Here is a 20,873-nt window from a genome sequence, read left to right on the forward strand (position 1 = left end):
GGGGCTTTACGCCCCCGCCACCCGCGCCAGATCAGCGGTGATCCGCTCGGCCACCTTCAGACGTTCCTCCGCCGTCGGCCAATCGCCAGACACGACGATCTTCTGATCCGGCCGAATTTTCCAGAATGCATGGTTCTTCTGAATCAGCCCGACCAATCCCGCCGGATTGGGGAAGCTGTTGTCGCGCAACGTCAGCACCGCGCCGCGCGGGCCGATGTCGATCTTCTCGATGCAGGCCTTGCGGCAGTTCGACTTGATGCCGACGATCTTCAGCAGTTGCTGCGCCTCATCCGGCAGCGGGCCGAAACGGTCGATCAGTTCGGCGGCCAAGGCTTCGCGATCCTCAGCCTGTTCGGCGTCGGAAAGACGACGATAGAGGCTCAGGCGCACGTTCAGGTCCGGCACGTAATCCTCTGGAATTAGAACAGAAGCGCCGACATTGATCGACGGCGACCAACCGCGATCCACCGTCTGTCCCTCGCCCTTCTCACGCAGCTCCGCCACGGCGTCTTCCAGCATCTGCTGGTACAGTTCGACGCCGACCTCGCGGATGTGGCCCGACTGTTCGTCGCCCAGCAGATTGCCGCCGCCGCGCTGGTCCAGATCGTGGCTGGCCAGCTGGAAGCCGGCGCCCAGATTGTCGAGCGACTGCAGAACCTGCAACCGCCGCTCGGCCGACAGCGTCATCGGCTTGACGGCGTCCGTGGTCAGATAGGCGAACGCGCGCGCCTTGGACCGCCCGACCCGGCCCCGGATCTGATACAGCTGCGCTAGACCGAACATGTCGGCGCGGTGCACGATCAGCGTATTGGCCGTCGGGATATCCAGCCCGCTCTCCACGATGGTGGTGGAGACCAGGACGTCATATTCCCCATCGTAGAAGGCGCTCATCACCTCCTCCAGCTGGGTCGCGCTCATCTGGCCGTGGCCGACCACGAACTTCACCTCCGGCACCTGTTCGCGCAGGAATTTCTCGATGGCGGGCAGGTCCTTCAGGCGCGGCGCGACATAGTAGGCCTGACCTCCGCGATATTTCTCGCGCAGCAGAGCCTCGCGCACCAGGACCGGGTCCCACGGCGTGACATAGGTCCGCACCGCCAGGCGATCGACCGGCGGGGTGGCGATGATCGACATCTCGCGGATGCCCGACAGCGCCATCTGAAGCGTGCGCGGGATCGGCGTGGCGGTCAGGGTCAAAAGATGCACATCGGCGCGCAGCGTCTTCAGCTTCTCCTTATGCTTGACGCCGAAATGCTGCTCCTCGTCGACGATGACCAGGCCCAGATCGCGGAAGCCGACCTGTTCGCTCAGCACCGCATGGGTGCCGACGACGATCTCGACCGAGCCGTCCTTCAGCCCGGCGCGCGTCTCCGCCGCCTCCTTGGCGCCCACCATCCGCGACAACTGACGCACCTTCACGGGCCAGCCGGCAAAGCGTTCGCTGAAGGTCTTGTAGTGCTGGCGCGCCAGCAGGGTCGTCGGCGCAACGATCGCCACCTGCTGCCCCGTCATGGCGACGACGAAGGCGGCCCTAAGCGCCACCTCGGTCTTGCCGAAGCCGACGTCGCCGCAGATCAGGCGATCCATCGGCGTGCCCTTGCCCAGATCTTCCAGCACATCGCCGATGGCGTTCAGCTGATCGTCGGTCTCCTCATAGGGGAAGCGCGCGCAGAACTCGGCGAACAGACCCGGCGGCGGCGTGACCGCATCGGTCTCGCGCAGCGCCCGTTTGGCGGCCAGGGCGATCAGCCCCTCGGCCATGGCGCGCAGACGTTCCTTGGCCTTGGCCTTTCTGGCCTGCCAGCCTGCGCCGCCCAGCTTGTCCAGCTGAACGCCCTCGGAATCCGACCCGTATCGAGTCAGAAGGTCAATGTTTTCAACCGGCAGATAAAGTTTGCTCTCGCCGGCGTAGAACAGTTCCAGACAGTCGTGCGGGGCCTGCTGGATCTCCAGCGTTTTAAGCCCTTCATAGCGACCGATCCCGTGATCCAGGTGAACCACCAGATCGCCCGTCGTCAGGGCCGACGCCTCCGCCAGGAAGTTCGAGGCGCGGCGCTTCTTGCGCGGGCGCGCCAAACGGTCACCCAGGATGTCGGTCTCGGAAATGACCGCCACCTCGTCGGTGACAAAGCCATGCTCGACCGGCAGAACGCCGCGCAGATAGAGGTCTTTCGGGGCCGCCTGAACGTCGGCCCAGTCGCGCACGGCGACGATGTGATCCAGCCCGTGGTCGGCCAGCATGGTCGCCAGCCGCTCCGACGACCCTTCGGTCCAGGAGGCGAACAGCACCCGCTTGCCCTCGGCCTTCAGGCCCGCCGCGTGGGCCGCCACCGCCTCGAACAGATTGACGCTGTCCTGCGCCCGCTCGGCCCCGAAGGTCCGGCCCAGACGTCCGCCGGCATCCTCGCCACCCGTGGAAAAGGGCGTGAAGCGCCGCACGGTGCGACCCGCCAGCGCCTGATTCCAGTCGCCGGCGTCCAGATAGAGCCGCTTTGGCGGCAAGGCGCGATTGGCGCTGGCCTGACCCTTGGCCTTGGCCGCCTCGGCGCGCGCATCATAGGCGTCCGCGACCAGATCCCATCGCTCGGCGCGGGCCGTCTCGACTTGGTTATCGAGGAAGATCGCCGCGTCGTCCGGCAGATAGTCAAACAGGCTGTCCAGCGTCTCATAGAACAGCGGCAGCCACTGCTCCATGCCCTGACGCCGCGCGCCCTCGCTGATCGTCGCATACAGCGGATCGTCGCCCGGCGCGCCGAAAAGGTTCAGATAGCCGGTGCGAAACCTCGAGATGGCCGCCGCATCCAGCAACGCCTCCGACACCGGCGCGAGGGACACGGACGTCATCTGGCCGGTCGACCGCTGCGTTTCGGGATCGAAAGTGCGGATGGATTCCAGCTCGGAGCCGAACATGTCCAGCCGGACGGGCTCCTCGAAGCCAGGCGGATAGACGTCGACGACCCCGCCGCGCACCGCGAACTCGCCGCGCTCCGACACGGTCGAGGCCCGGACATAGCCGTTGGCGGCGAAATACCGCTCCAGCGCCTGGATATCGAGATCGCGGCCGACCTTCGTCTCGAACCCTGCCTGTGTCGTGACCGACTTGGGCGGGGTGCGTTGCATGGCCGCCGACACCGTCGTCACGACCAGAACCGGCGCATCGCCGGGCTTGCGCATCGCCAGCCGCGTCAGCGTCGCCATGCGCTGCGCCGCGATACCCGCCGTGGGGCTCAGACGGTCATAGGGCAGACAGTCCCACGCCGGATAATCCAGGACTTCAATGTCTTTCGAGAAGAACTGAAACGCCTGAACAAAGCTGCCGGACCTCTGAAAGTCGCGTGCGACGAACAGGCCGACACCGCCGCCGGCCTTGAGTCGTTCGGCGACGATCAGCGCGTCCAACCCCTCGGGCGCGCCGCCCAGATCGGCGTCGGTTCGGTATTCGACCTTGGCGTCCATCAGCCGATCCCCTTGCCGACTTCGGCCGCGACGTGGGCGCGCATGAAGGCGCGCACCTTGGCCATCACCGGGGTCTCGAACTCGGGCGGCGTCGGGTCACGCTCGATGATCCAGCCGTAAAGCCACTGATCTTCCTCGTCGATCAGCCGTTCGAACTGGTCCAGTTCCGCATCGGTCAGGGTCGGCGCGACCTGATCGGAAAACGGACCCAGCACCATATCGGCCTCGCGAAAACCCCGCCGCCAGGCGCGGAACTGAATGCGGCCCAGCCGCTGCCTGCGCTCAGGCGTCATCTGCTCAGAGGTCATTTCGCTGTCGGGACGCGCGTCGATTTCGGCCACAAGAATCCTTGCCCGTTAGAAATGCCGATGCGCTCATGCAGCGATCCGCCGCGCGGAGAGCGATAGCGCATCAGGAATGTGAGAAGCGCAGATAGCGTTCCTGAACGGACTTCGCCACCCGTCATGGTCACGCTATGTTCACGGCGATGCGTCCGCAGATTCTCTTTCCCCTGCTCGCCGAGGTCTCGACCCTGAAGGGCGTGGGCCCTCGCGTCCTGCCTCTGGTGCAAAAGGTGGCGGGCCCTCTTGTCCGCGATCTGCTGTTCCTCAGCCCGTCCGGCGTCATCGTCCGCCGCCCTGCCGAGGCCGCCACCGCCGTCGATGGCGAGGTGGGCGTCTTCACCGTGACCATCGACCGCCTCTTCACGCCCAGCCGCCCCGGCGCGCCTCTGAAAGTCCGGGCCAGCGACCCGACCGGTTTTGTTCACCTCGTCTGGTTCGGCGGCTCGCCCCAGCACATCGACCGGCTGTTGCCGCGCGGCGAAACGCGGTTGGTCGCGGGCAAGGTCGAAAGGTTCAATGGCGAGGTCCAGATCGTCCACCCGGACATCGTGACACTCGAAAAGGCCGCCGACATTCCGGCGTCCGAGCCCGTCTATCCGGCGACCCAGGGCCTCAGTTCGCGCCAGTTGCGTAAACTGGTTCAGGTCGCCCTCTCCGCCGCGCCCGACCTGCCGGAGTGGCAGGATCCCGCCTGGCTCAAGAAGCAGAACTGGCTGGGTTGGCGCGCCGCTCTGGACGCTCTGCACGCCCCTACAAGCGAGATGGACCTGTCGCCCGACGCCCCCGCCCGCCAGCGCCTGGCCTATGACGAGTTCTTGGCCCATCAGTTGGCTCTGGCCCGTCGTCGCCGGGCCCGCGAGATCAGGCCCGCACCCGTGATCGCTCCCGGCGCGGCGTCCGAACACCTGCTCCAGGCCCTGCCCTTCCAGATGACCAATGCCCAGGCCCAGGCCGTCGCCGAAATCCGTCGTGATCTGGCGTCGGGCCAGCAGATGGGCCGATTGCTGCAAGGCGATGTCGGCTCGGGCAAGACCGCCGTCGCCGCCCTGGCGCTAGCGGACGCCGCTGCCAGCGGTTTCCAGTCCGCGCTCATGGCCCCGACCGAAATCCTGGCGCGCCAGCATTACGAGAAGCTCGGCCCCATGCTGGACGCAGCCGGCGTCGCCGCCATCCTGCTCACCGGCCGCGACACCCCGGCGCAACGGCGCGAGAAACTGGCAGCCCTGGCCTCGGGTCAGGCCCAGGTCGCCATCGGCACCCATGCCCTGTTCCAGGACGCCGTTCGCTTCGACCGCCTGGCCCTGGCCGTCATCGACGAACAGCACCGGTTCGGCGTGAACGAACGCCAGAAGCTGCAAGCCAAGGGCGACCCGCGCCTGGGCGCCGTGCATCTGCTGACCATGTCGGCCACCCCCATCCCCCGCACGCTGGAGCTGACGCAATATGGCGAGCTGGAGGTCAGTCGCCTGCTGGAAAAGCCGCCCGGCCGCACCCCCGTCACGACCGCCGTCCTGCCCTTGGCCCGCATCGGCGAGGTCGCCGCCCGTCTGAAGACCGCCGTCGAAAGCGGCGCCCAGGCCTATTGGATTTGCCCTCTGGTTGAGGAATCCGAGGCCCTCGACCTGGCGGCCGCCGTCGATCGCGCCGACGATCTGCAGCGCCTGCTGGGCGTAGAGGTCGGCCTGGCCCACGGCCAGATGCCGGGCGCCGAGCGCGAGGCCGTCATGGCCGACTTCGCCGACGGCCGCCTGCCGGTCCTCGTCGCCACCACGGTGGTCGAAGTCGGCGTGGACGTGCCCAACGCCTCGATCATGGTGATCGAACACGCCGACCGCTTCGGTCTGGCCCAGTTACACCAGTTGCGCGGCCGCGTCGGTCGCGGCGCAAAGGCCAGTGCCTGCATCCTGCTATACGGCGGTCAGGACGGCGCCTTGGGCGAGACGGCGAAAGAGCGGCTCGAAACCCTGCGTCGCACCGAAGACGGATTCGAGATCGCAGAGGAAGACTTCCGCCTGCGCGGCGGCGGCGATCCCCTGGGCCTGAAACAAAGCGGTTTTCCCGCCTACCGCTTCGCCGACCCGATCCGCCAGCGCAGCCTGATGCTGGCCGCCGCCGATGATGCGCGGCTGATCATGAACCGCGATCCTGATCTGACGTCGGAACGCGGCCAGGCGGTGCAGGTGCTGGAAGAGCTATTCGACTGGAAAAATCACAAGGCCGGCGCAAGCTAGCCGATCACTCGGCTCCAACCATCAAATCCGACCTCGACGTTTTCAGAAACAAGCGCCGACAAGGCCTTGTAATCCATATCGATGTGCAGGTTCGTCAGCACCGCACGCTCCACGTCTGCGGCGGCGATCCACGCCAGGGCCTGGTCCAAATGGGCATGGGTCGGATGGGGCGCGTAACGCAGCGCATCCACGATCCAGAGCTTGCACCCGGCCACCGCCGCCAAGGCCGCCTCGTCCAGATCGGATACATCGCTGGAATAGGCCACGTCGCCCAGCCGATAGCCGACAGAGCGGATCGGCCCGTGCGCCTGGTCAAAAGTCGTGACCGGGATCGCCCCGCCCGCGCCCTCGACCGACCAGGCCGTGCCATGCGGCGGAATGACCCGCCCGTCCAGAAGCGGCGGATAACCGAACTTGCTCTCGAAGATGTAGTCGAACCGATGCGTCAGCGAACCATGCGTCGCCGCATCCATCCATGCCGGAATGCGCTTTCTCGCCCGCGCGGCGAACGTGCGCAGGTCGTCGATGCCGTGGGTCTGGTCCGCATGATCGTGGGTGTAGAGCACCGCATCCACATGCTTCGTACCGCTGGCCAGCATCTGTTCGCGCAGGTCCGGCGATGTGTCGATCAGGACATTGGTCACCCCCTCCGCGCCGGTCTTTTTCGCCAGCATCGAACAGCGCGTGCGCCGGTTCTTGGGCTCGGCCGGGTCGCAGGCGCCCCAGTCGCCGTCCCCGCGCGGCACCCCGCCCGACGACCCGCTGCCCAGAATGACGACTTCGAAACTCATGCAGGTCTGGGTATCCGGTCAAAGAGGCCGAAGAAGGCCTCGGTCGTGATCCGATCCGCCTCTTCGGCGCTCCAGCCGCGGATCTGGGCCAGCTTGTCCAGCACATGACCAATGTAGGCCGGCTCGTTGCGCCGCCCCCGATGCGGAATGGGGGCCAGATAGGGGCAGTCGGTCTCGACGATGATCCGGTCGCCCGGCATATCGCGGATCACCGCCCGCACGTCCTCGGCCGCCTTGAAGGTCGCGATGCCGGAAACCGAAAACCAGGCGCCCATTTCCGCAGCGATTTTCGCCAGTTCCGCACCACTCGTATAGCAGTGCATCAACATCTTGAACGGCCCTGCGGCATATTCCTCGCGCAGGATCGACGCCATCACATCGTCCGCCTCACGCGTATGGATCACCAGCGGCAGACCGGTTTCGCGCGCCGCCGCCACATGCTGCCGGAACACCGCCGCCTGTACCTCGCGCGGGCTGAGGTCGTAGTGGAAATCCAGACCGCATTCGCCGATCCCGACCACTTTGGGCCGCTGGGCCAGTTCGATCAGGGTCGCCGCCGTCAAATCCGCCGCATCCTTGGCCTCGTGCGGATGGACCCCGACCGTGCACCAGATGTCCTCATTGGCCATGGCGATGCCGTGCGTCGCCTCAAAGGTCGTCAGCTTGTCGGAGATCTCCACCATCAGCCCGACGCCCGCCTCGCGCGCGCGCGCGATCACGGCGTCCCGGTCCTCGTCGAACTGCGGCGCGTGCAGGTTCACATGACTGTCGATCAGCATCAGCCCATCCGCTCCTGCTGGGCCTGGACCCGCTTCAGGTCCGCCAGCGCGCCGGCCAGCACATCGGCCTTATCCAGGTTCAGTCCCGCCGCCCGTTCCGGCAGCGGCTGCAGCCGCTCCCATAATTCAGCCCATCGATTGCCGGCCCCCGGCGCGCTCTGCAAGGCGCGCATCCGCACCGCCGCGATCAGCCGGTCCATCAGGGTCTCGAACCGCTCCTGTCCCTCGGCGCCGCGGAACCGGTCGGCGATGGCCAGGGCTTCGGCCCGGTCCACGTCGCCCTCGACCCATCGCCGCGCCAACTGGTCCATCTCGAACGTCGCGCCGGACGCCAGAGCCAGGGCTGCGCCCGGCGATCCGCCCGCCATGATCGCCGCATGTTCGGCGTCCTCACGCTCCGCGCCTGTCCGGTTGCGCACCAGGGTCTCCAGCCGATCCGGCGTCCAGATCGGAAAGCTCAGCCGTCGGCACCGCGACCGGATCGTCGCCAGCAACCGCCCCGGCGCATGGGTCACCAGAAACAACACGCCGCGCTCGGGCGGCTCCTCAAGAACCTTCAGCAAGGCGTTGGCGGCATTCAGATTCAAGTCATCCGCGGCATCAATGATCGCCACCCGAAACTGGGCTTGAGAAGGGCTCTTGGAAAAGAATTCCGGCAGTTCGCGCGACTGATCGACCGAGATCGACTTCTTCGTCTTGCCCCCTTCGACCAGGCGTTCCAGCACCAGCAGGTCCGGATGCGACTGGGCCGAGATCAGCCGGCTGACCGGATCACCGCGCCGCGCGCCCAGCGGCCCGGATGCCGGATCGGGCGTCGCGCCCAGCAACCGCCGCGCCGCGCGATAGGCGAAGGTGGCCTTGCCCGTCCCCTCGACCCCGCACAGCAGCCAGGCGTGGTGCAACCGCCCCCGTTCCCAGGCGTCCAGAAAAGCCGTCTCCGCCGCGGCATCAGGGATCAGGTCGAACCGGTCACGCGGGTGATCGCTCACAGCAGCCGGTCCTGAACCGCCTGCCAGACCCGCGCCTCGACCTCGTCCAGCGATCCGACGGCGTCGATCAGCACGCAACGCTGGGGATTGGCCTCGACGATCCTCAGAAAGCCCTCGCGCAGGCGCTGATGGAATTCCAGACCCTTGGATTCGAACCGCGTCTCGAACAGGCCGCGCCCGAACGCCCGCTCCAGGCCGACCTCGACCGGCAGGTCGAACACCAGGGTCAGGTCCGGCTGGTCGTTCCCGACCACGCCCGCGTCGATCTGTTCGATGAAGCTTTGCGCCACGCCGCCGCCTGCGCCTTGATAGGCGCGGCTGGAATCGGCGAACCGGTCGCACACCACCCAGTCTCCGGCCGCCAGCGCCGGGCGGATGGTCCGCTCCAGATGGTCCGAGCGCGAGGCGTACATCAGCAGGGTCTCGGTCATGGCCGACCACGGCTCGGCGTCCGTGGCCACCACCAGATTGCGGATCACCTCCGCGCCCTTGGACCCGCCCGGTTCGCGTGTGCGCACGACGTTGCGCTCGCCCAGCACCGTCTGCAGCCGCGCGACCAGCCGCCCGACCTGGGTCGATTTGCCGGCGCCCTCGCCGCCTTCGAAGCTTATGAATTGTCCACGGGTCACACGCCTTCATGGCGCGCCGACGCCGCCTGGCGCAAGCCCGCCCGCGCGATCAGCTGCCGGATATCAACAGGGCGCCCGCATAACCTCGCGCCACGACCGACTGACGCGCCGCCTCGGCGGCATTGGCGCTGTCCCACGGCCCCACCACCACATTGAACCGCCCCGCGCCCCGATCGGCCCGCACCCAGCCGCTCAGGCTGTCGGCGATTCGTCCGGCCTCGACCTGATCCGAGAAACTGCCCGCCTGGACCCAGAAGGTCGTCACCTCCGCAACCGCGACCGGCGCGGGGGCGATAACCGGCGCGCTGACGGGCGGGCCGGCCGGGACCGCGCCTCGCGGCGTCGGCGCCGAAGCCCGCAGCAGCGTGCCCCCGCCCTGCTGCGGCGCCCGGCCGAGGTAGCGCACCCGCACCCGCCCCACGCCCTGCGACAGCATCCCCAGTTCGCTCGCCGCCTCGCGCGACAGGTCGATGATCCGGCTGTCCACGAACGGCCCGCGGTCATTGATCCGCACCACCAGTCGCCGCCCGTTCTCCAGGTTCGTCACCTCGACCAGACCGGGCAGAGGCAGGGTCTTGTGGGCCGCCGTCAGGGCATGCATGTCGAACCGCTCGCCGGTCGAGGTCGGCCGCCCGTTGAAGGCGTCGCCGTACCAGGACGCCATCCCCACCTCTTCGTAATCCGGCTGTTCCTTGGGCGTGTACCAGCGGCCGCGCACCTGATACGGCCGCATCGTCCCCGACACGATCGGCGCCGGATCTTTGACGACCGGCGGACGGTCCTCGCCGCGCCCGGCGACCGTCCCGCGCACAACCGCGCCGCCGACAGTGGAACAGGCGGCCAGCAGCGAAAACAGCCCCAGGATCAGCGCGCCGCGCACTCCCTGTCCAAACGTCATCGACCCGCCTCGCAAAAAATACGAAAACAGGATGACCGAAGACATTTCCGCTTTGGTTAATGACCCGTTCGCCTGCTATGGCGTCCGCCTCCGCTGCGGCGGCAAGGAAGTGTGGCCGAGTGGTTTAAGGCACTGGTCTTGAAAACCAGCGACGGTGAGAGCCGTCCGTGGGTTCGAATCCCACCGCTTCCGCCACTATCCCTCGCTTAGCCCTTGCTATTACCCCGTCTGCCGTTAGGAACCCGGCTCCCTTGCCTGGAGCCCTGCCATGACGGCGACGAAACCGATGACGATCGGGATCGATTTCGGCACGACCAATACGGTCGTGGCCCTGACCGATGCGGATGGCCTCGCCCATCTCGTGACCTTTGACGCGGTCGAGGGCCAGACGACCACCTTCCGCTCGGCGCTCAGTTTCCAGACCCATCCGGGCGTGGACGGCCAGCCGCCCGAGCGTGTGGTCGAGGCCGGGCCCTGGGCCATCGCCGCCTATGTCGAGGATCCGCTGGAGACCCGCTTCATCCAGTCGTTCAAGACCTTCGCCGCCAGCGCCGCCTTCACCGAAACCCGGATCGACAACAAGCGCTACGCCTTCGAGGATCTGCTGGCCGCCTTCCTCTTGCGCCTGCGGCACCATGCCGGCGACGCCCTGACAGACGCCCCGCCCGCCGTCATCGTCGGCCGTCCCGTCACCTTTGCGGGCGGCAATCCGGACGAGACCCTGGCCCTGTCGCGCTATCAGACGGCGTTCCAACGGCTGGGCTTCACCGACATCCGCTATGCGCACGAGCCTGTCGGCGCCGCCTTCTATTTCGCGCGCCAGCTGAAGGCGGACGCCACGGTCCTGGTCGCCGACTTCGGCGGCGGCACCAGCGACTTCTCGATCATCCGGTTCGAACATACGCACGACGGCCTGCGCTCGACGCCGCTGGCCCGCTCGGGCGTCGGCGTGGCGGGCGACGCCTTCGACTACCGGATCATCGACCAGTTGGTCTCGCCCGAACTGGGCAAGGGCGGTCTGTACAGCTCCGTCGGCAAGCAACTGCCGATTCCCCAGCGGTATTATTCCGCCTTCGCCCGCTGGGATCAGCTGGCCCTGCTACGCGCCTCGCGCGACATGCGCGACATTCGCGCCCTGGCCCGCACCGCGCTGGAGCCGGAGAAGATCGAGAGTCTGATCGAGGTGCTGGACGACAACCACGGCCATGACCTGTACCGCGCCGTCTCCACGCTGAAGATGGCCCTGTCGGCCGACGACCAGGCGACCTTCCTGTTCCAGGCCGGCGGCGTCCATATCGAAAAGCCGGTCGCCCGCGCCGATTTCGAACGCTGGATCGCGCCGGAACTGGCCGCCATCGAAGGCGCGGTGGATCAGGCGATGGCTCGCAGCGGCCTGGCGCCCGACGCCATCGACCGCGTCTTCCTGACCGGAGGCACCTCCTTCGTGCCGGCCGTGCGGGCGCTTTTCCAGAACCGCTTCGGCGCCGAGCGGATCGAGACGGGCGGCGAGTTCGAATCCATCGCCGCCGGCCTGGCGCTGATCGGGCGCGAGGCGGATCTGGACCTGTGGAGCGAAAAGGCGGTCTAGAATCCCGACCCTAGAACCCTTGCGCCCGCGCCACCCGTCCGGCGTGAAACCCGGCGTCGCCCAGCAGCTCGTTGAGCACACGCACCCGCTTCATGAACAGGCCGACGTCGAATTCGTCGGTCATGCCGACGCCGCCATGCATCTGCACCGCCTCCTGCACCGCCAGTTCGGCGACCCGCCCTGCCTTGGCCTTGGCGATGGAGGCCGCAAGCGACGCGTCCTCGCGCCCCTCGTCTAGGGCGATCTGGGCGCCGATCGTCGCCGCGCGCGCCAGTTCCAGCTCCGAGAACAGATGCGCGGCCCGGTGTTGCAGCGCCTGGAACTCGCCGATCAGCTTGCCGAACTGTTTGCGGGTCCGCAGATAATCCATCGTCGTCTTGAACGCCTGATCGCCGGCGCCGGTCAGGCTGGAGGCCGCGCAGGCCCGCCCCAGGTTCAGTGCGCCGTCCAGCAGCGCCTCCCCGCCCCCGACCGCGCCGATCACTGCATCGGCGTCGACCGTCACATCGGTCAGCGTGATCCGCGCCGCATTGTGCGCGTCCACCATCACCGTGCGCTCGACCGCGACGCCCGCCGTCGCCGGATCGACCAGGAACAGCGTCACGCCCTCCTCAGCCGTCGCGACGACGATCAGGGCGTCCGCCACATGGCCGTCCAGCACGAAGGCCTTGGCCCCGTTCAGCCTGAAACCATTGCCCGCCCGCTCGGCCCGCGTGGTGATCCGCGACGGCGCGTGTTTCGCGCCCTCGTCCACCGCCAGCGCCAATATCGCCTCGCCCGCCGCGATCCTGGGCAGCCAGGCCTGCTGCGCCTGCGATCCGCCGTCGATCAGCACCTTGGCCGACAGGATCGACGATCCCAGATACGGCGACGGCGTCAGGGTGCGGCCCAGGCTCTCGGCGATCACCCCGGCCTCGACCGCGCCCAGCCCCATGCCGCCCAGCGCCTCGGGGATGATGACGCCGGCGAAACCCATCTCGCCAAAGGCCCGCCACAGGTCGCGCGACACCCCGTCGGCGTCCCGCTCGTCCCGCAGCTTCCTCAGATGCGCGATCGGCGCCTGTTCGTTCAGGAAGCCGTCGGCGGCGTCCTGCAACATCGTCTGTTCTTCGGTCAGGATCAGCGGCATCGTCTCACGCTCCCGGCAGTTGCAGCAGGTGTTTGGCGATGATGTTCAACTGAACCTCGCTGGTGCCGCCCTCGATGGAATTGGCCTTGGTCCGCAGCCAGTCGCGCGCTGCCTTGCCATCGTGCGACCGCTCGCCCTCCCATTCCAGCGCATCAGCCCCGCCCGCCGCCATAAGCAGCTCATGGCGCCGCTTGTTCAGCTCGGAGCCATAGTATTTCAGCATGGAGGCGATGGCCGGATGCGCCTGTTTGGCCTTCACCTGATCGCCGACCCGCTCCATCGCCAGCCGGAAGGCGGCGGCGTCGATCTCCAGGTCCGCGATCCGCGCGCGCAGCATCGGCTCGTCCAACCGCCCCGCGTCGTCGGCGCCGATGGCGTCCAGCGCCACCTGCCCCACCGGCCGCCCGCCGCCGACCTCGCCCATCGCGCCGATCATGGTCCGCTCGTGCGCCAACAGATATTTGGCGACGTCCCAGCCCCGGTTCAGCGTCCCGACTAGGTTTTCCTTCTCCACCCGCACGTCGTCGAAAAAAGTCTCGCAGAAGGGCGACTTGCCTGAAATCAGGGTGATCGGCCGCGTCGTCACGCCCGGCGTCTTCATGTCGAAAAGCACGAAGCTGATGCCCAGATGTTTGGGCGCCTCGGGGTCCGTGCGCACCAGGCAGAAGATCCAGTCGGCCTTGTCGGCGTAGGAGGTCCAGATCTTCTGGCCGTTGACGATCCAGTGGTCTCCTCGATCCTCGGCCCGCGTCTGGATGGACGCCAGATCCGACCCCGCGCCCGGCTCGGAATAGCCCTGGCACCAGCGAACCTCGCCGCGCACGATCTCCGGCAGAAAGCGCTTCTTCTGCTCCTCGGTCCCAAAGGCCAGCAACGCCGGGCCCAGCATCCAGACGCCGAAACTGGCCAGGGCCGGTTGGGCCTTGATACGGCGCAGTTCGGAGGCCAGCACCTTGGCCTCCTCGCGGCTGAGGCCGCCCCCGCCGTATTCCTGGGGCCATTCCGGCGCCGTCCAGCCCCGCGCGCCCATCCGCTCCAGCCACAGCTTGTGCGCCGGGGTCTTGAAGGTGGGGTTTCGCCCGCCCCAGATCATCTCGTCGTCGGCCATCGGCCCGCGACATTCGGCCGGGCAGTTCGCCTCCAGCCAGGCGCGCGTCTCAGCGCGGAATTGCTCCAGATCGGTCATTCCTCGTCTCCCATGGCGTGCGTCGCTGACCGGCCGAAACCGATGCGAGACATCGTTGGGAATGACCTTATCCAGGAAATCCCCGCCTTAGAAAGCGAAACCTGAATGGCGATCACTTAGCTGACGTAACGTCAGATCAGGCCGTGACCCTTGGGCAGTTCGGCATAGCGGTGAACCCGCGTCGCCATCACCAGGCCGAAGCCGATCATCACCGTCAGCATCACTGTGCCGCCATAGGACAAGAGCGGCATCGGCACGCCCACGACCGGCGCCAGACCCATCACCATCGCCCCGTTGATCAGCACATAGAGCGCGAATGTCGCGGTCACCCCCGACGCCGCCAATCGCCCGAAGTGACTGTGCGACAGCGAGGCGATCCTCAGCGAGATCAGGATGATGGCGGCGTAAGAAGCCAGAAGCGTGAAGGTGCCCACAAAGCCGAATTCCTCGGCGAAGGCGGCGAAGATGAAGTCGGTCTGGCGTTCGGGCAGGAACTCCAGCTGGCTCTGGCTGCCCAGGCCGAACCCGCGTCCCAGCGGCCCGCCCGACCCCATGGCGATCTTGGACTGCACGATCTGATAGCCCTTGTCCGACATGTCGGCCTCGGGGTTCAGGAAGGTCAGCACCCGATGACGCTGATAGTCATGCATGCCGAACATCACATAGGGCGGCACCAGCACGGCGGCGGCGATGATCAGCGGCAGGATGATCCGCCAGCTCAGCCCGGCGACGAACATGATCGCCGCCCCCGTCAGACCGATCAGCATGGCCGACCCCAGGTCCGGCTGGTGCGCGACCAGCAGGAATGGCAGGCCGATGATCCCGACCGGGAAGATCAGCTTCCAGTGTAAGCTCGCCTCCTTGGCCGTGGCCCCGTGATACCAGCGCGCCAGGGCCAGCACGACGCCGATCTTCATGATCTCGGACGGCTGGATGCGGGTGAAGCCCAGGTCCAGCCATCGCGTGGCCCCCAGCGCCGTATAGCCCAGCGGCGTCTCCACCAGCGCCAGCATGAACAGCGCCATCCCGTAGATGGGATAGGCCAGGGCGAACCAGTAGCGGATGCTGATCAACGACAGCATCAGCATCAGCGCCAGACACATGCCGAACCGGATCAGGTGCTTCATCGCCCACGGCGACCACGATCCGCCGGCCACCGAATACAGCATCAGGGCGCCGGTGCCGGACACCACGCACAGCAAGGCCGTCAGCCGCCAGTCGATCTGGCCCAGCTTGGTCGAGACGCGTTCGCGCTCGCCGGGACGTGACAGGGCCGAGGCGGTCAACGGCCGGGCTCGGACAGATAGGGACGCGGGCCGCTGGTCGCAGACGGCGCGGGGCGGCTCGGCTGCGGCGGAGCCACGACATCGGGCTCGGGCGCGGCGCCGACCACCCCGTCCTCGACGATCGCATCGCCGGTCGGTTCGGGCGGCAGCGGCCGTTCGATGCGGGCCCGCATGTCCGGATCCTTGAGCAGCACGGTGCGCATCACCTCGCGCGCACGCGGCGCGCCGGCGGTCGCCCCGCCCTTGCCCCCGTGTTCGACGATGACGGCGACCGCATATCGCGGTGCATCCACCGGCGCGAAGGCCACGAACAGATTGTGGTCCTTCAGCGCCCAGATATTGCTCTTGCGCGAGCCGGAGCCGTAGTTCCGGACCTGCGCGGTGCCGGTCTTGCCGGCCATCTGGATGTCGCCCAGGCCCAACTGGCTCTGGCGATAGGCGGTGCCGGATCGATCGTTGGCCACGGCGATCATGCCCTGGCGCACATATTCGACGTGGGCCGGATCGAACGGCAGATCCGGCGCCTCGGCCCCGCTGGGCTGTTCGACGCCGCCGATGGACTTGATCAGGCGCGGCTGAAGCTGCTTCTTCCCGTTGGCCAACCGCGAGGTCATCACCGCCAGTTGCAGGGCGTTCACCGTGATCGCCCCCTGCCCGATCGCGACAGAGGTCGTCTCCCCCGGATGCCAGACCGGATCGCGCGGGAAGGTCCGCGCCTTCCATTCGGTGGACGGCAACAGGCCCTTGCGCTGGTTGCCGACGCCGATGTCGAACTCGTGCTCGAAGCCCAGCGCCAGCCCGGCCTTGCGGATATTGTCCACGCCCGCGCGGTTGCACATGGCGTAGAAATAGACGTCGCAGGAGTTCTTGATCGCGTCGTGCATGTTCTGGGTGCCATGCCGGCCCCAGCACCGCTGCACGCGGTTGCCGGTGCGATAGGCGCCGCTGCAGAACACGGTCAGGTTTGGATCGACGCCCGCTTCCAGCAGGGCCAGAGCCGTCGTCGGCTTGAAGGTCGATCCCGGCGGGAAGGTGCCGTTCAGCGTCTTGTCCAGCAGCGGCTTGCGCTCATAGTCAGCCAGCGCGCGATAGGTCTTGGTCGGCACCCCGCCGACGAACAGGTTCGGATCGAACGACGGCGCCGAGACCATGCACAGAATGTCGCCATTGCGCACGTCCATGACGACGCAGGCGCCCGACTCGTCGCCGAACACCTCCAGCGCCCGGTTCTGAACGTCGGCGTCCAGCGTCAGAATGACTTCCTTGCCCGGCACGGCCGGCCGCGATCCTCCGATGTCCTCGGCGACGACGCGCCCGCGTGCATCCACCTCGACGCGGTTGCCGCCCGGCTCGCCGCGCAGCGAGGTATCCAGCGCCTTTTCGACGCCCTGGCGACCGATGCGGAAGCTGGGGTTGAACAGCAGGGCCGGCGGCTGCTCGCCCTTGTCCCGGATCGCCTTGACGTCCCGATCCGACACCTTGGCCACATAGCCAATGACGTGGGCGAACGATCCGCCGAACGGATAGTATCGCGCCTCGTTCATATCGACCATCACGCCAGGCAGCTCGTTGGCGTACTGATTGACCTTGGCGAACTCCTCCCAGGTCAGGTCGCTCTTGACCGGCACAGGGTTGAACTTGGACGCCGCATTGACGTCGCGGATAATCGCGCGACGACGCTCCAGCGTGTCGGGCAACAGCCGTCCCAAAAGGTCCAGAGTCTGGTCCAGGTCCTTGGTCTCGTCGCGCACCACCAGCACACGGAAGCTGGGGCGGTTGCCGGCGATGACGACGCCGTTGCGGTCCTTGATCAGGCCGCGCGGCGGCGGGACCATGCGAAAGTTGAACTGGTTCTGCGACGACAGGGTCGCATATTCCTGAGCCTGAACGACCTGCAGCTGGCCCAAGCGTCCGATCAGCGCGGTAATCCCCAGCGCCGTCGCCCCGCCCAGCACGAAGGTGCGCCGCAGGAAGGACCCCTGACGCTCATTCACATCGGCAAAGAAGATGGAGGGCTCGCCGCTCATCGGAACCGAATATCCCCGTCGTCGAATCGCTCAAGCATCCATTTGGCGATCGGATACAGCAGCAGCGTCGGCGCGACCTGTCCGACCAGCGGCAGAATCGCTGGCGCGTTCGTCGCCCGCATCGTCACCACAAGATAGGCCAGAAAGAAGGCGCCCAGCGTACAGGCGGCATAAGCTCCAAAGCGGATCATTCCCTCATGCCCCGCCAGCAGATTGCGTGACAGCAGCACCGTCCCATAGACGCCCATCAGACACAGCGCCCACAGCCCCAGCGGCGTATTCCAGAACAGATCAAGGAACAGGCCGATCAGAAACAAGACCGCCGGCGCCAGCATCGACGGCCGGATCAAGGGCCAGGCGAAAGCAAGGATCATCGGAATGACCGGCTCGGGCAGATGCAGACCGAACAGCTGGAGCGGCGTTCCCAGAACGACCGTCGCGGCGAGGACGAGCAGGGCCGGATAGACGATCCACTGCAGAGGCCCGACAACGCGAACCGCAACGGGCCGTCTCACGCCGCGCCTCCCGGAGCGGGCGCCGGCGCAGGGCTGGGCGCAGTCGGTGCAGGCGACGGGGTCGAAGCCGCCGGCCTCGCAGACGTCACGGCCGGACTGGCCGCCGTCGGCGCAGCGGCGGGCGCAGGCGTTGGCGCTGGCGTCGCCGCCGCTGCACGCGCCCGCTCGGCCTGGGCCTGCTGCGCCGCCGCGCGACGGGCGGCCGCGTCACGGATCGCTCCGACCTCGGCCGCGCTCGGCTCCGGCGCCGTCGTCAGGCCTGCAAGCGGCGCCGCGTTCAAGGCGGTCGGGCTGACCAGCTGTCCAAAGCTCTGGAACAACAGCACGCGGACATAATCGATCGCGCCGTGATCGCTGAACAGCTTGACCCGCCAGGCACCGTCCACACCCTTGGCGGCGACACCGATCGGCAGACCACGCGGCAGACCGCCGCCGTCTCCCGAACTCAGAATGCGGTCGCCCGCCTTGATGGAACCTGATCCCCGAATGAATTCTAGACGCGGGCTGTCGCCGCCGTCGCCGGTCAGCATGGCGCGCGCATCGGTGCGCTCGATCATAACAGGGGTGCGCGACGCCACATCCGTCAGCAGCACGACGCGGCTGACGCCGCCCGTCACGCCGGTTATGCGCCCGACCAGTCCATGTTCGGTCACGACCGGGTTGCCGATCCGCACGCCCTTGGCCGAACCGACGTCGATCAGCTTGGCGTTAGAAAAGGGACCGCGCGATTCCGAAATCGCCCGCCCCGTCGCCATGGGCACCGGCGGCTCGGTGCGCAGACCCAGCAGGGCCTCGTATCGGCCGTTGATGTTCTTTTGTGCGATCGCTTCGTCGCGCCAGCCGCGCAGTTCGGCGATCTCGGCCTTCAGGCGGCGGTTCTCGCCGATGGCGAAGAAATAGCCGCCGACATAGTCGCGCGCGGCCCCGGCCCAACGCACCGGCGCGGCGAAGACCCCGCCGACCGGCCCGGCCGCCGCTTCGAAACCGCCGCGCGCGGCGCCCATGGTCGAGCCGCCCTCGGACGTGGTCCGGTCGCCCAGCAACAAAACGATCGCGCCGATCACGGCCACGACGACGACGACCGCGGCGGTCCACGCCAGCGGCACCTTGATGTTTTCAAAAGGGCCGTCGCGAAACGCCACGGGCGACCTTCCACTCAAAGGGGTTGGAATCGGCAGGACGCCCCCTGCCGCTGAGCCTGCCTATCGCAAAATCAAGGCCGGAATGGAACCGTGATCACGCAGGCGACACAAGGATTTGCAGCCAAGCTTTCACCTGGCCGCAACGGACGGATCAGAGCGCGGAGTCGAGCACGCCCTTCATCCAGCGCGGGTGCTCCAGCACGCGGCCGCAGCCGATGGCCACGCACGACAGCGGATCGTCGGCGACCGAAACCGGCAGGCCGGTGTGATCGCGGATCTCGACGTCCAGACCGCGCAGCAGGGCGCCGCCACCCGTCAGCATGATGCCCTTGTCGGCGATGTCGGCGGCCAGTTCCGGCGGGGTGGCTTCCAGCGCGACCTTCACGGCCTCGATGATCTGGGTGACGGGCTCGGCCAGGGCTTCCGCCGCCTGGCGCTCCGAAATGCGCACCTCGCGCGGCACGCCTTGCATCAGGTCGCGACCCTTGACCTCGATCGACAGGCCTTCGCCGTCGGCCGGAATGCGGGCGGTGCCGATGTCCTTCTTGATGCGTTCAGCGGTCGTTTCGCCGATCAACAGGTTATGGTTGCGGCGCATGTAGCTGATGATGCTGTCGTCCATCTTGTCGCCGCCGACGCGGACGGAACGCGAATAGACGATGCCCGACAGCGACAGGACGGCGACTTCGGTCGTACCGCCGCCGATGTCGACGACCATCGAGCCGGTCGGCTCATGGATCGGCAGGCCGGCGCCGATCGCGGCGGCCATGGGCTCGTCGATCAGGCCCACGCGGCGCGCCGAGGCGTTCAGGCAGCTGTCGTTGATCGCACGACGCTCGACCGCCGTGGCGCCGGACGGCACGCAGACGATGATCTTGGGGTTCACGAAGCCCTTGCGGTTATGAACCTTGCGGATGAAGTGCTTGATCATCTCTTCGGCGACTTCGAAGTCGGCGATGACGCCGTCGCGCATGGGGCGGATCGCCTCCATGTGGCCCGGCGTGCGGCCCAGCATCTGCTTGGCTTCAATCCCGACGGCGTGGACGACCTTGCGCCCCCCGACGTTTCTCAGCGCCACGACCGACGGCTCGTTCAGGACGATGCCCTTGCCCTTCATGTAGATCAGGGTGTTGGCGGTGCCCAGGTCCATCGCGATGTCGTTGGAGATCGCGCCGAAAAGGGAGAAGCTCATGGGAATCGATACCGTTGTTAGCTGGCAGGGCGTCTAGATGTCTCAGTCGACCTGGCGACGCCCCAACTGCCCTGACATCCCCACGCCGGACAGTTCCTGATCGTCTTCGCCACGCCTACTAGCGGCGGGTTTGCCCGTATGAAACCGGGATTACAAGCCCCGATGACAGTGTCGTCATATGCAGAGGGCTATCGAGGCGCGACGCCTGTGGACGTCATGACTAGAACGCCGCCCTGCTCCGCCCGTGTGCGCCGACATCGAAATTCGTGGCGGCCAGCATCGTCGGATACAGCGTGTCTTCCTCGCGCGCGACCCTGTGCGCAAGCGCGCCGATCAACCCCTTGGTCACACTGGCGAACCGGTCACGATCCGCTAGAATCCGGGCCTGCGTCCATTCCATGAAATAGTGCGCCCAAACCCCGCTGAGCGCGCCCATATCCTCGACGTAATGCTGAGCGAGGTCACGAACCGACACATCGTTGGACTCCATCAGGACGGGGTAGAGTTCACCGTCCTCGATCGCCAGATGCTCGGTCAGGGCGATGTTCAGCGCGCTCATCAACTCGCGGGCGCGTGTCGCATCATCCGATGTTTTCAGAACAGCGGCGGTCCCGCCCAAGGCGCTGGCCAATCGTATGATCCGGCCGTGCTGCACTTTTAGAACCTCGACATCCATAGCGATGCCTCCCAC

The 20,873-nt window shown here is 67.2% G+C and carries 17 protein-coding genes and 1 tRNA gene; 3 read left to right on the forward strand and 15 right to left on the reverse strand.

Translation table 11 applies throughout. The features are described from left to right. Positions 1 to 6 precede the first annotated feature (6 nt). Positions 7 to 3,456 carry a transcription-repair coupling factor gene (gene mfd, locus E7T10_RS10285; protein ID WP_137721714.1) on the reverse strand — a complete coding sequence of 1,150 codons (3,450 nt, stop codon included), beginning with the start codon at positions 3,454 to 3,456 and terminating at the stop codon, positions 7 to 9. Further along, positions 3,456 to 3,797 carry a succinate dehydrogenase assembly factor 2 gene (locus E7T10_RS10290; RefSeq protein ID WP_052689526.1) on the reverse strand — a complete coding sequence of 114 codons (342 nt, stop codon included), beginning with the start codon at positions 3,795 to 3,797 and terminating at the stop codon, positions 3,456 to 3,458. Before E7T10_RS10290 ends, mfd begins: the two co-directional genes overlap by 1 nt. A 146-nt stretch (positions 3,798 to 3,943) precedes the next feature. Here E7T10_RS10290 and recG point away from each other — a divergent pair, with 146 nt between their 5' ends. Continuing rightward, entirely contained in the window at positions 3,944 to 6,031 is a 2,088-nt protein-coding gene (recG, locus tag E7T10_RS10295) for an ATP-dependent DNA helicase RecG (RefSeq protein WP_137722609.1), read from the forward strand. Here recG and E7T10_RS10300 read toward each other — a convergent pair. Genes E7T10_RS10300 through E7T10_RS10320 form a run of 5 tightly spaced genes read right to left on the reverse strand, consistent with a single transcriptional unit; the run spans position 6,028 to position 10,117 of the window. Beyond that, a complete protein-coding gene (locus E7T10_RS10300; protein WP_137721715.1) occupies positions 6,028 to 6,822 on the reverse strand; it encodes an MBL fold metallo-hydrolase in 795 nt (264 codons plus the stop codon). The two genes, recG and E7T10_RS10300, sit on opposite strands and share 4 nt — an antisense overlap. Continuing rightward, entirely contained in the window at positions 6,819 to 7,601 is a 783-nt protein-coding gene (locus tag E7T10_RS10305) for a TatD family hydrolase (RefSeq protein ID WP_137721716.1), read from the reverse strand. Before E7T10_RS10305 ends, E7T10_RS10300 begins: the two co-directional genes overlap by 4 nt. Then, positions 7,601 to 8,590, reverse strand: coding sequence for a DNA polymerase III subunit delta' (locus tag E7T10_RS10310; RefSeq protein WP_137721717.1), 990 nt, complete (start codon positions 8,588 to 8,590; stop codon positions 7,601 to 7,603). The genes E7T10_RS10305 and E7T10_RS10310 overlap by 1 nt, the downstream gene beginning before the upstream one ends. After that, positions 8,587 to 9,219, reverse strand: a complete 633-nt coding sequence (gene tmk / locus E7T10_RS10315; RefSeq protein WP_137721718.1) for a dTMP kinase — start codon at positions 9,217 to 9,219, stop codon at positions 8,587 to 8,589. Before tmk ends, E7T10_RS10310 begins: the two co-directional genes overlap by 4 nt. A 49-nt stretch (positions 9,220 to 9,268) precedes the next feature. Beyond that, a complete protein-coding gene (locus tag E7T10_RS10320) occupies positions 9,269 to 10,117 on the reverse strand; it encodes a septal ring lytic transglycosylase RlpA family protein (RefSeq protein ID WP_168189925.1) in 849 nt (282 codons plus the stop codon). A 105-nt stretch (positions 10,118 to 10,222) separates the two neighbouring features. On the opposite strand from E7T10_RS10320, the gene E7T10_RS10325 reads away from it, so the two are divergent. Next, positions 10,223 to 10,312 (forward strand) — tRNA-Ser (locus E7T10_RS10325). 73 nt (positions 10,313 to 10,385) lie between these two features. Next, the gene (locus tag E7T10_RS10330; RefSeq protein ID WP_137721720.1) at positions 10,386 to 11,705 is read left to right on the forward strand and encodes an Hsp70 family protein; all 1,320 of its coding nucleotides are present in this window, start codon (positions 10,386 to 10,388) and stop codon (positions 11,703 to 11,705) included. A 10-nt stretch (positions 11,706 to 11,715) separates the two neighbouring features. On the opposite strand, the gene E7T10_RS10335 is transcribed toward E7T10_RS10330, so the two are convergent. The 8 genes from E7T10_RS10335 to E7T10_RS10370 all read right to left on the reverse strand — a co-directional run bounded on the left by E7T10_RS10335 (position 11,716) and on the right by E7T10_RS10370 (position 20,858). Beyond that, a complete protein-coding gene (locus tag E7T10_RS10335) occupies positions 11,716 to 12,834 on the reverse strand; it encodes an acyl-CoA dehydrogenase family protein (RefSeq protein WP_137721721.1) in 1,119 nt (372 codons plus the stop codon). 4 nt (positions 12,835 to 12,838) lie between these two features. Further along, positions 12,839 to 14,020 carry an acyl-CoA dehydrogenase family protein gene (locus tag E7T10_RS10340; RefSeq protein ID WP_137721722.1) on the reverse strand — a complete coding sequence of 394 codons (1,182 nt, stop codon included), beginning with the start codon at positions 14,018 to 14,020 and terminating at the stop codon, positions 12,839 to 12,841. A gap of 131 nt (positions 14,021 to 14,151) precedes the next feature. Next, positions 14,152 to 15,306 carry a rod shape-determining protein RodA gene (gene rodA, locus E7T10_RS10345; RefSeq protein WP_137721723.1) on the reverse strand — a complete coding sequence of 385 codons (1,155 nt, stop codon included), beginning with the start codon at positions 15,304 to 15,306 and terminating at the stop codon, positions 14,152 to 14,154. Further along, complete coding sequence (gene mrdA / locus E7T10_RS10350) at positions 15,303 to 17,333, reverse strand: penicillin-binding protein 2 (RefSeq protein WP_137721724.1); 2,031 nt, start codon at positions 17,331 to 17,333, stop codon at positions 15,303 to 15,305. Before mrdA ends, rodA begins: the two co-directional genes overlap by 4 nt. Continuing rightward, positions 17,330 to 17,848 carry a hypothetical protein gene (locus tag E7T10_RS10355; protein WP_137721725.1) on the reverse strand — a complete coding sequence of 173 codons (519 nt, stop codon included), beginning with the start codon at positions 17,846 to 17,848 and terminating at the stop codon, positions 17,330 to 17,332. The genes mrdA and E7T10_RS10355 overlap by 4 nt, the downstream gene beginning before the upstream one ends. After that, positions 17,845 to 18,990, reverse strand: coding sequence for a rod shape-determining protein MreC (gene mreC, locus E7T10_RS10360; protein WP_137721726.1), 1,146 nt, complete (start codon positions 18,988 to 18,990; stop codon positions 17,845 to 17,847). The genes E7T10_RS10355 and mreC overlap by 4 nt, the downstream gene beginning before the upstream one ends. Positions 18,991 to 19,141: 151 nt before the next feature. Then, positions 19,142 to 20,182 carry a rod shape-determining protein gene (locus E7T10_RS10365; protein WP_017504801.1) on the reverse strand — a complete coding sequence of 347 codons (1,041 nt, stop codon included), beginning with the start codon at positions 20,180 to 20,182 and terminating at the stop codon, positions 19,142 to 19,144. A 220-nt stretch (positions 20,183 to 20,402) separates the two neighbouring features. Further along, positions 20,403 to 20,858 (reverse strand): hemerythrin domain-containing protein, encoded by a 456-nt coding sequence (locus tag E7T10_RS10370; RefSeq protein ID WP_168189926.1) that lies wholly within the window; start codon positions 20,856 to 20,858, stop codon positions 20,403 to 20,405. Positions 20,859 to 20,873 lie beyond the last annotated feature (15 nt).

This window comes from Brevundimonas sp. SGAir0440 (assembly GCF_005484585.1).
Taxonomy (GTDB): Bacteria; Pseudomonadota; Alphaproteobacteria; order Caulobacterales; family Caulobacteraceae; genus Brevundimonas.

What these genes read in the sequence shown, in the direction of transcription:
- mfd (WP_137721714.1), bottom strand. Translation starts at nt 3,456, where the DNA reads ATGGACGCCAAGGTCGAATACCGAACCGACGCCGATCTGGGCGGCGCG.
- recG (WP_137722609.1), top strand. Translation starts at nt 3,944, where the DNA reads ATGCGTCCGCAGATTCTCTTTCCCCTGCTCGCCGAGGTCTCGACCCTG.
- E7T10_RS10300 (WP_137721715.1), bottom strand. Translation starts at nt 6,822, where the DNA reads ATGAGTTTCGAAGTCGTCATTCTGGGCAGCGGGTCGTCGGGCGGGGTG.
- E7T10_RS10305 (WP_137721716.1), bottom strand. Translation starts at nt 7,601, where the DNA reads ATGCTGATCGACAGTCATGTGAACCTGCACGCGCCGCAGTTCGACGAG.
- E7T10_RS10320 (WP_168189925.1), bottom strand. Translation starts at nt 10,117, where the DNA reads ATGACGTTTGGACAGGGAGTGCGCGGCGCGCTGATCCTGGGGCTGTTT.
- E7T10_RS10330 (WP_137721720.1), top strand. Translation starts at nt 10,386, where the DNA reads ATGACGGCGACGAAACCGATGACGATCGGGATCGATTTCGGCACGACC.
- E7T10_RS10335 (WP_137721721.1), bottom strand. Translation starts at nt 12,834, where the DNA reads ATGCCGCTGATCCTGACCGAAGAACAGACGATGTTGCAGGACGCCGCC.
- E7T10_RS10340 (WP_137721722.1), bottom strand. Translation starts at nt 14,020, where the DNA reads ATGACCGATCTGGAGCAATTCCGCGCTGAGACGCGCGCCTGGCTGGAG.
- mrdA (WP_137721724.1), bottom strand. Translation starts at nt 17,333, where the DNA reads ATGAGCGGCGAGCCCTCCATCTTCTTTGCCGATGTGAATGAGCGTCAG.
- E7T10_RS10365 (WP_017504801.1), bottom strand. Translation starts at nt 20,182, where the DNA reads ATGAGCTTCTCCCTTTTCGGCGCGATCTCCAACGACATCGCGATGGAC.
- E7T10_RS10370 (WP_168189926.1), bottom strand. Translation starts at nt 20,858, where the DNA reads ATGGATGTCGAGGTTCTAAAAGTGCAGCACGGCCGGATCATACGATTG.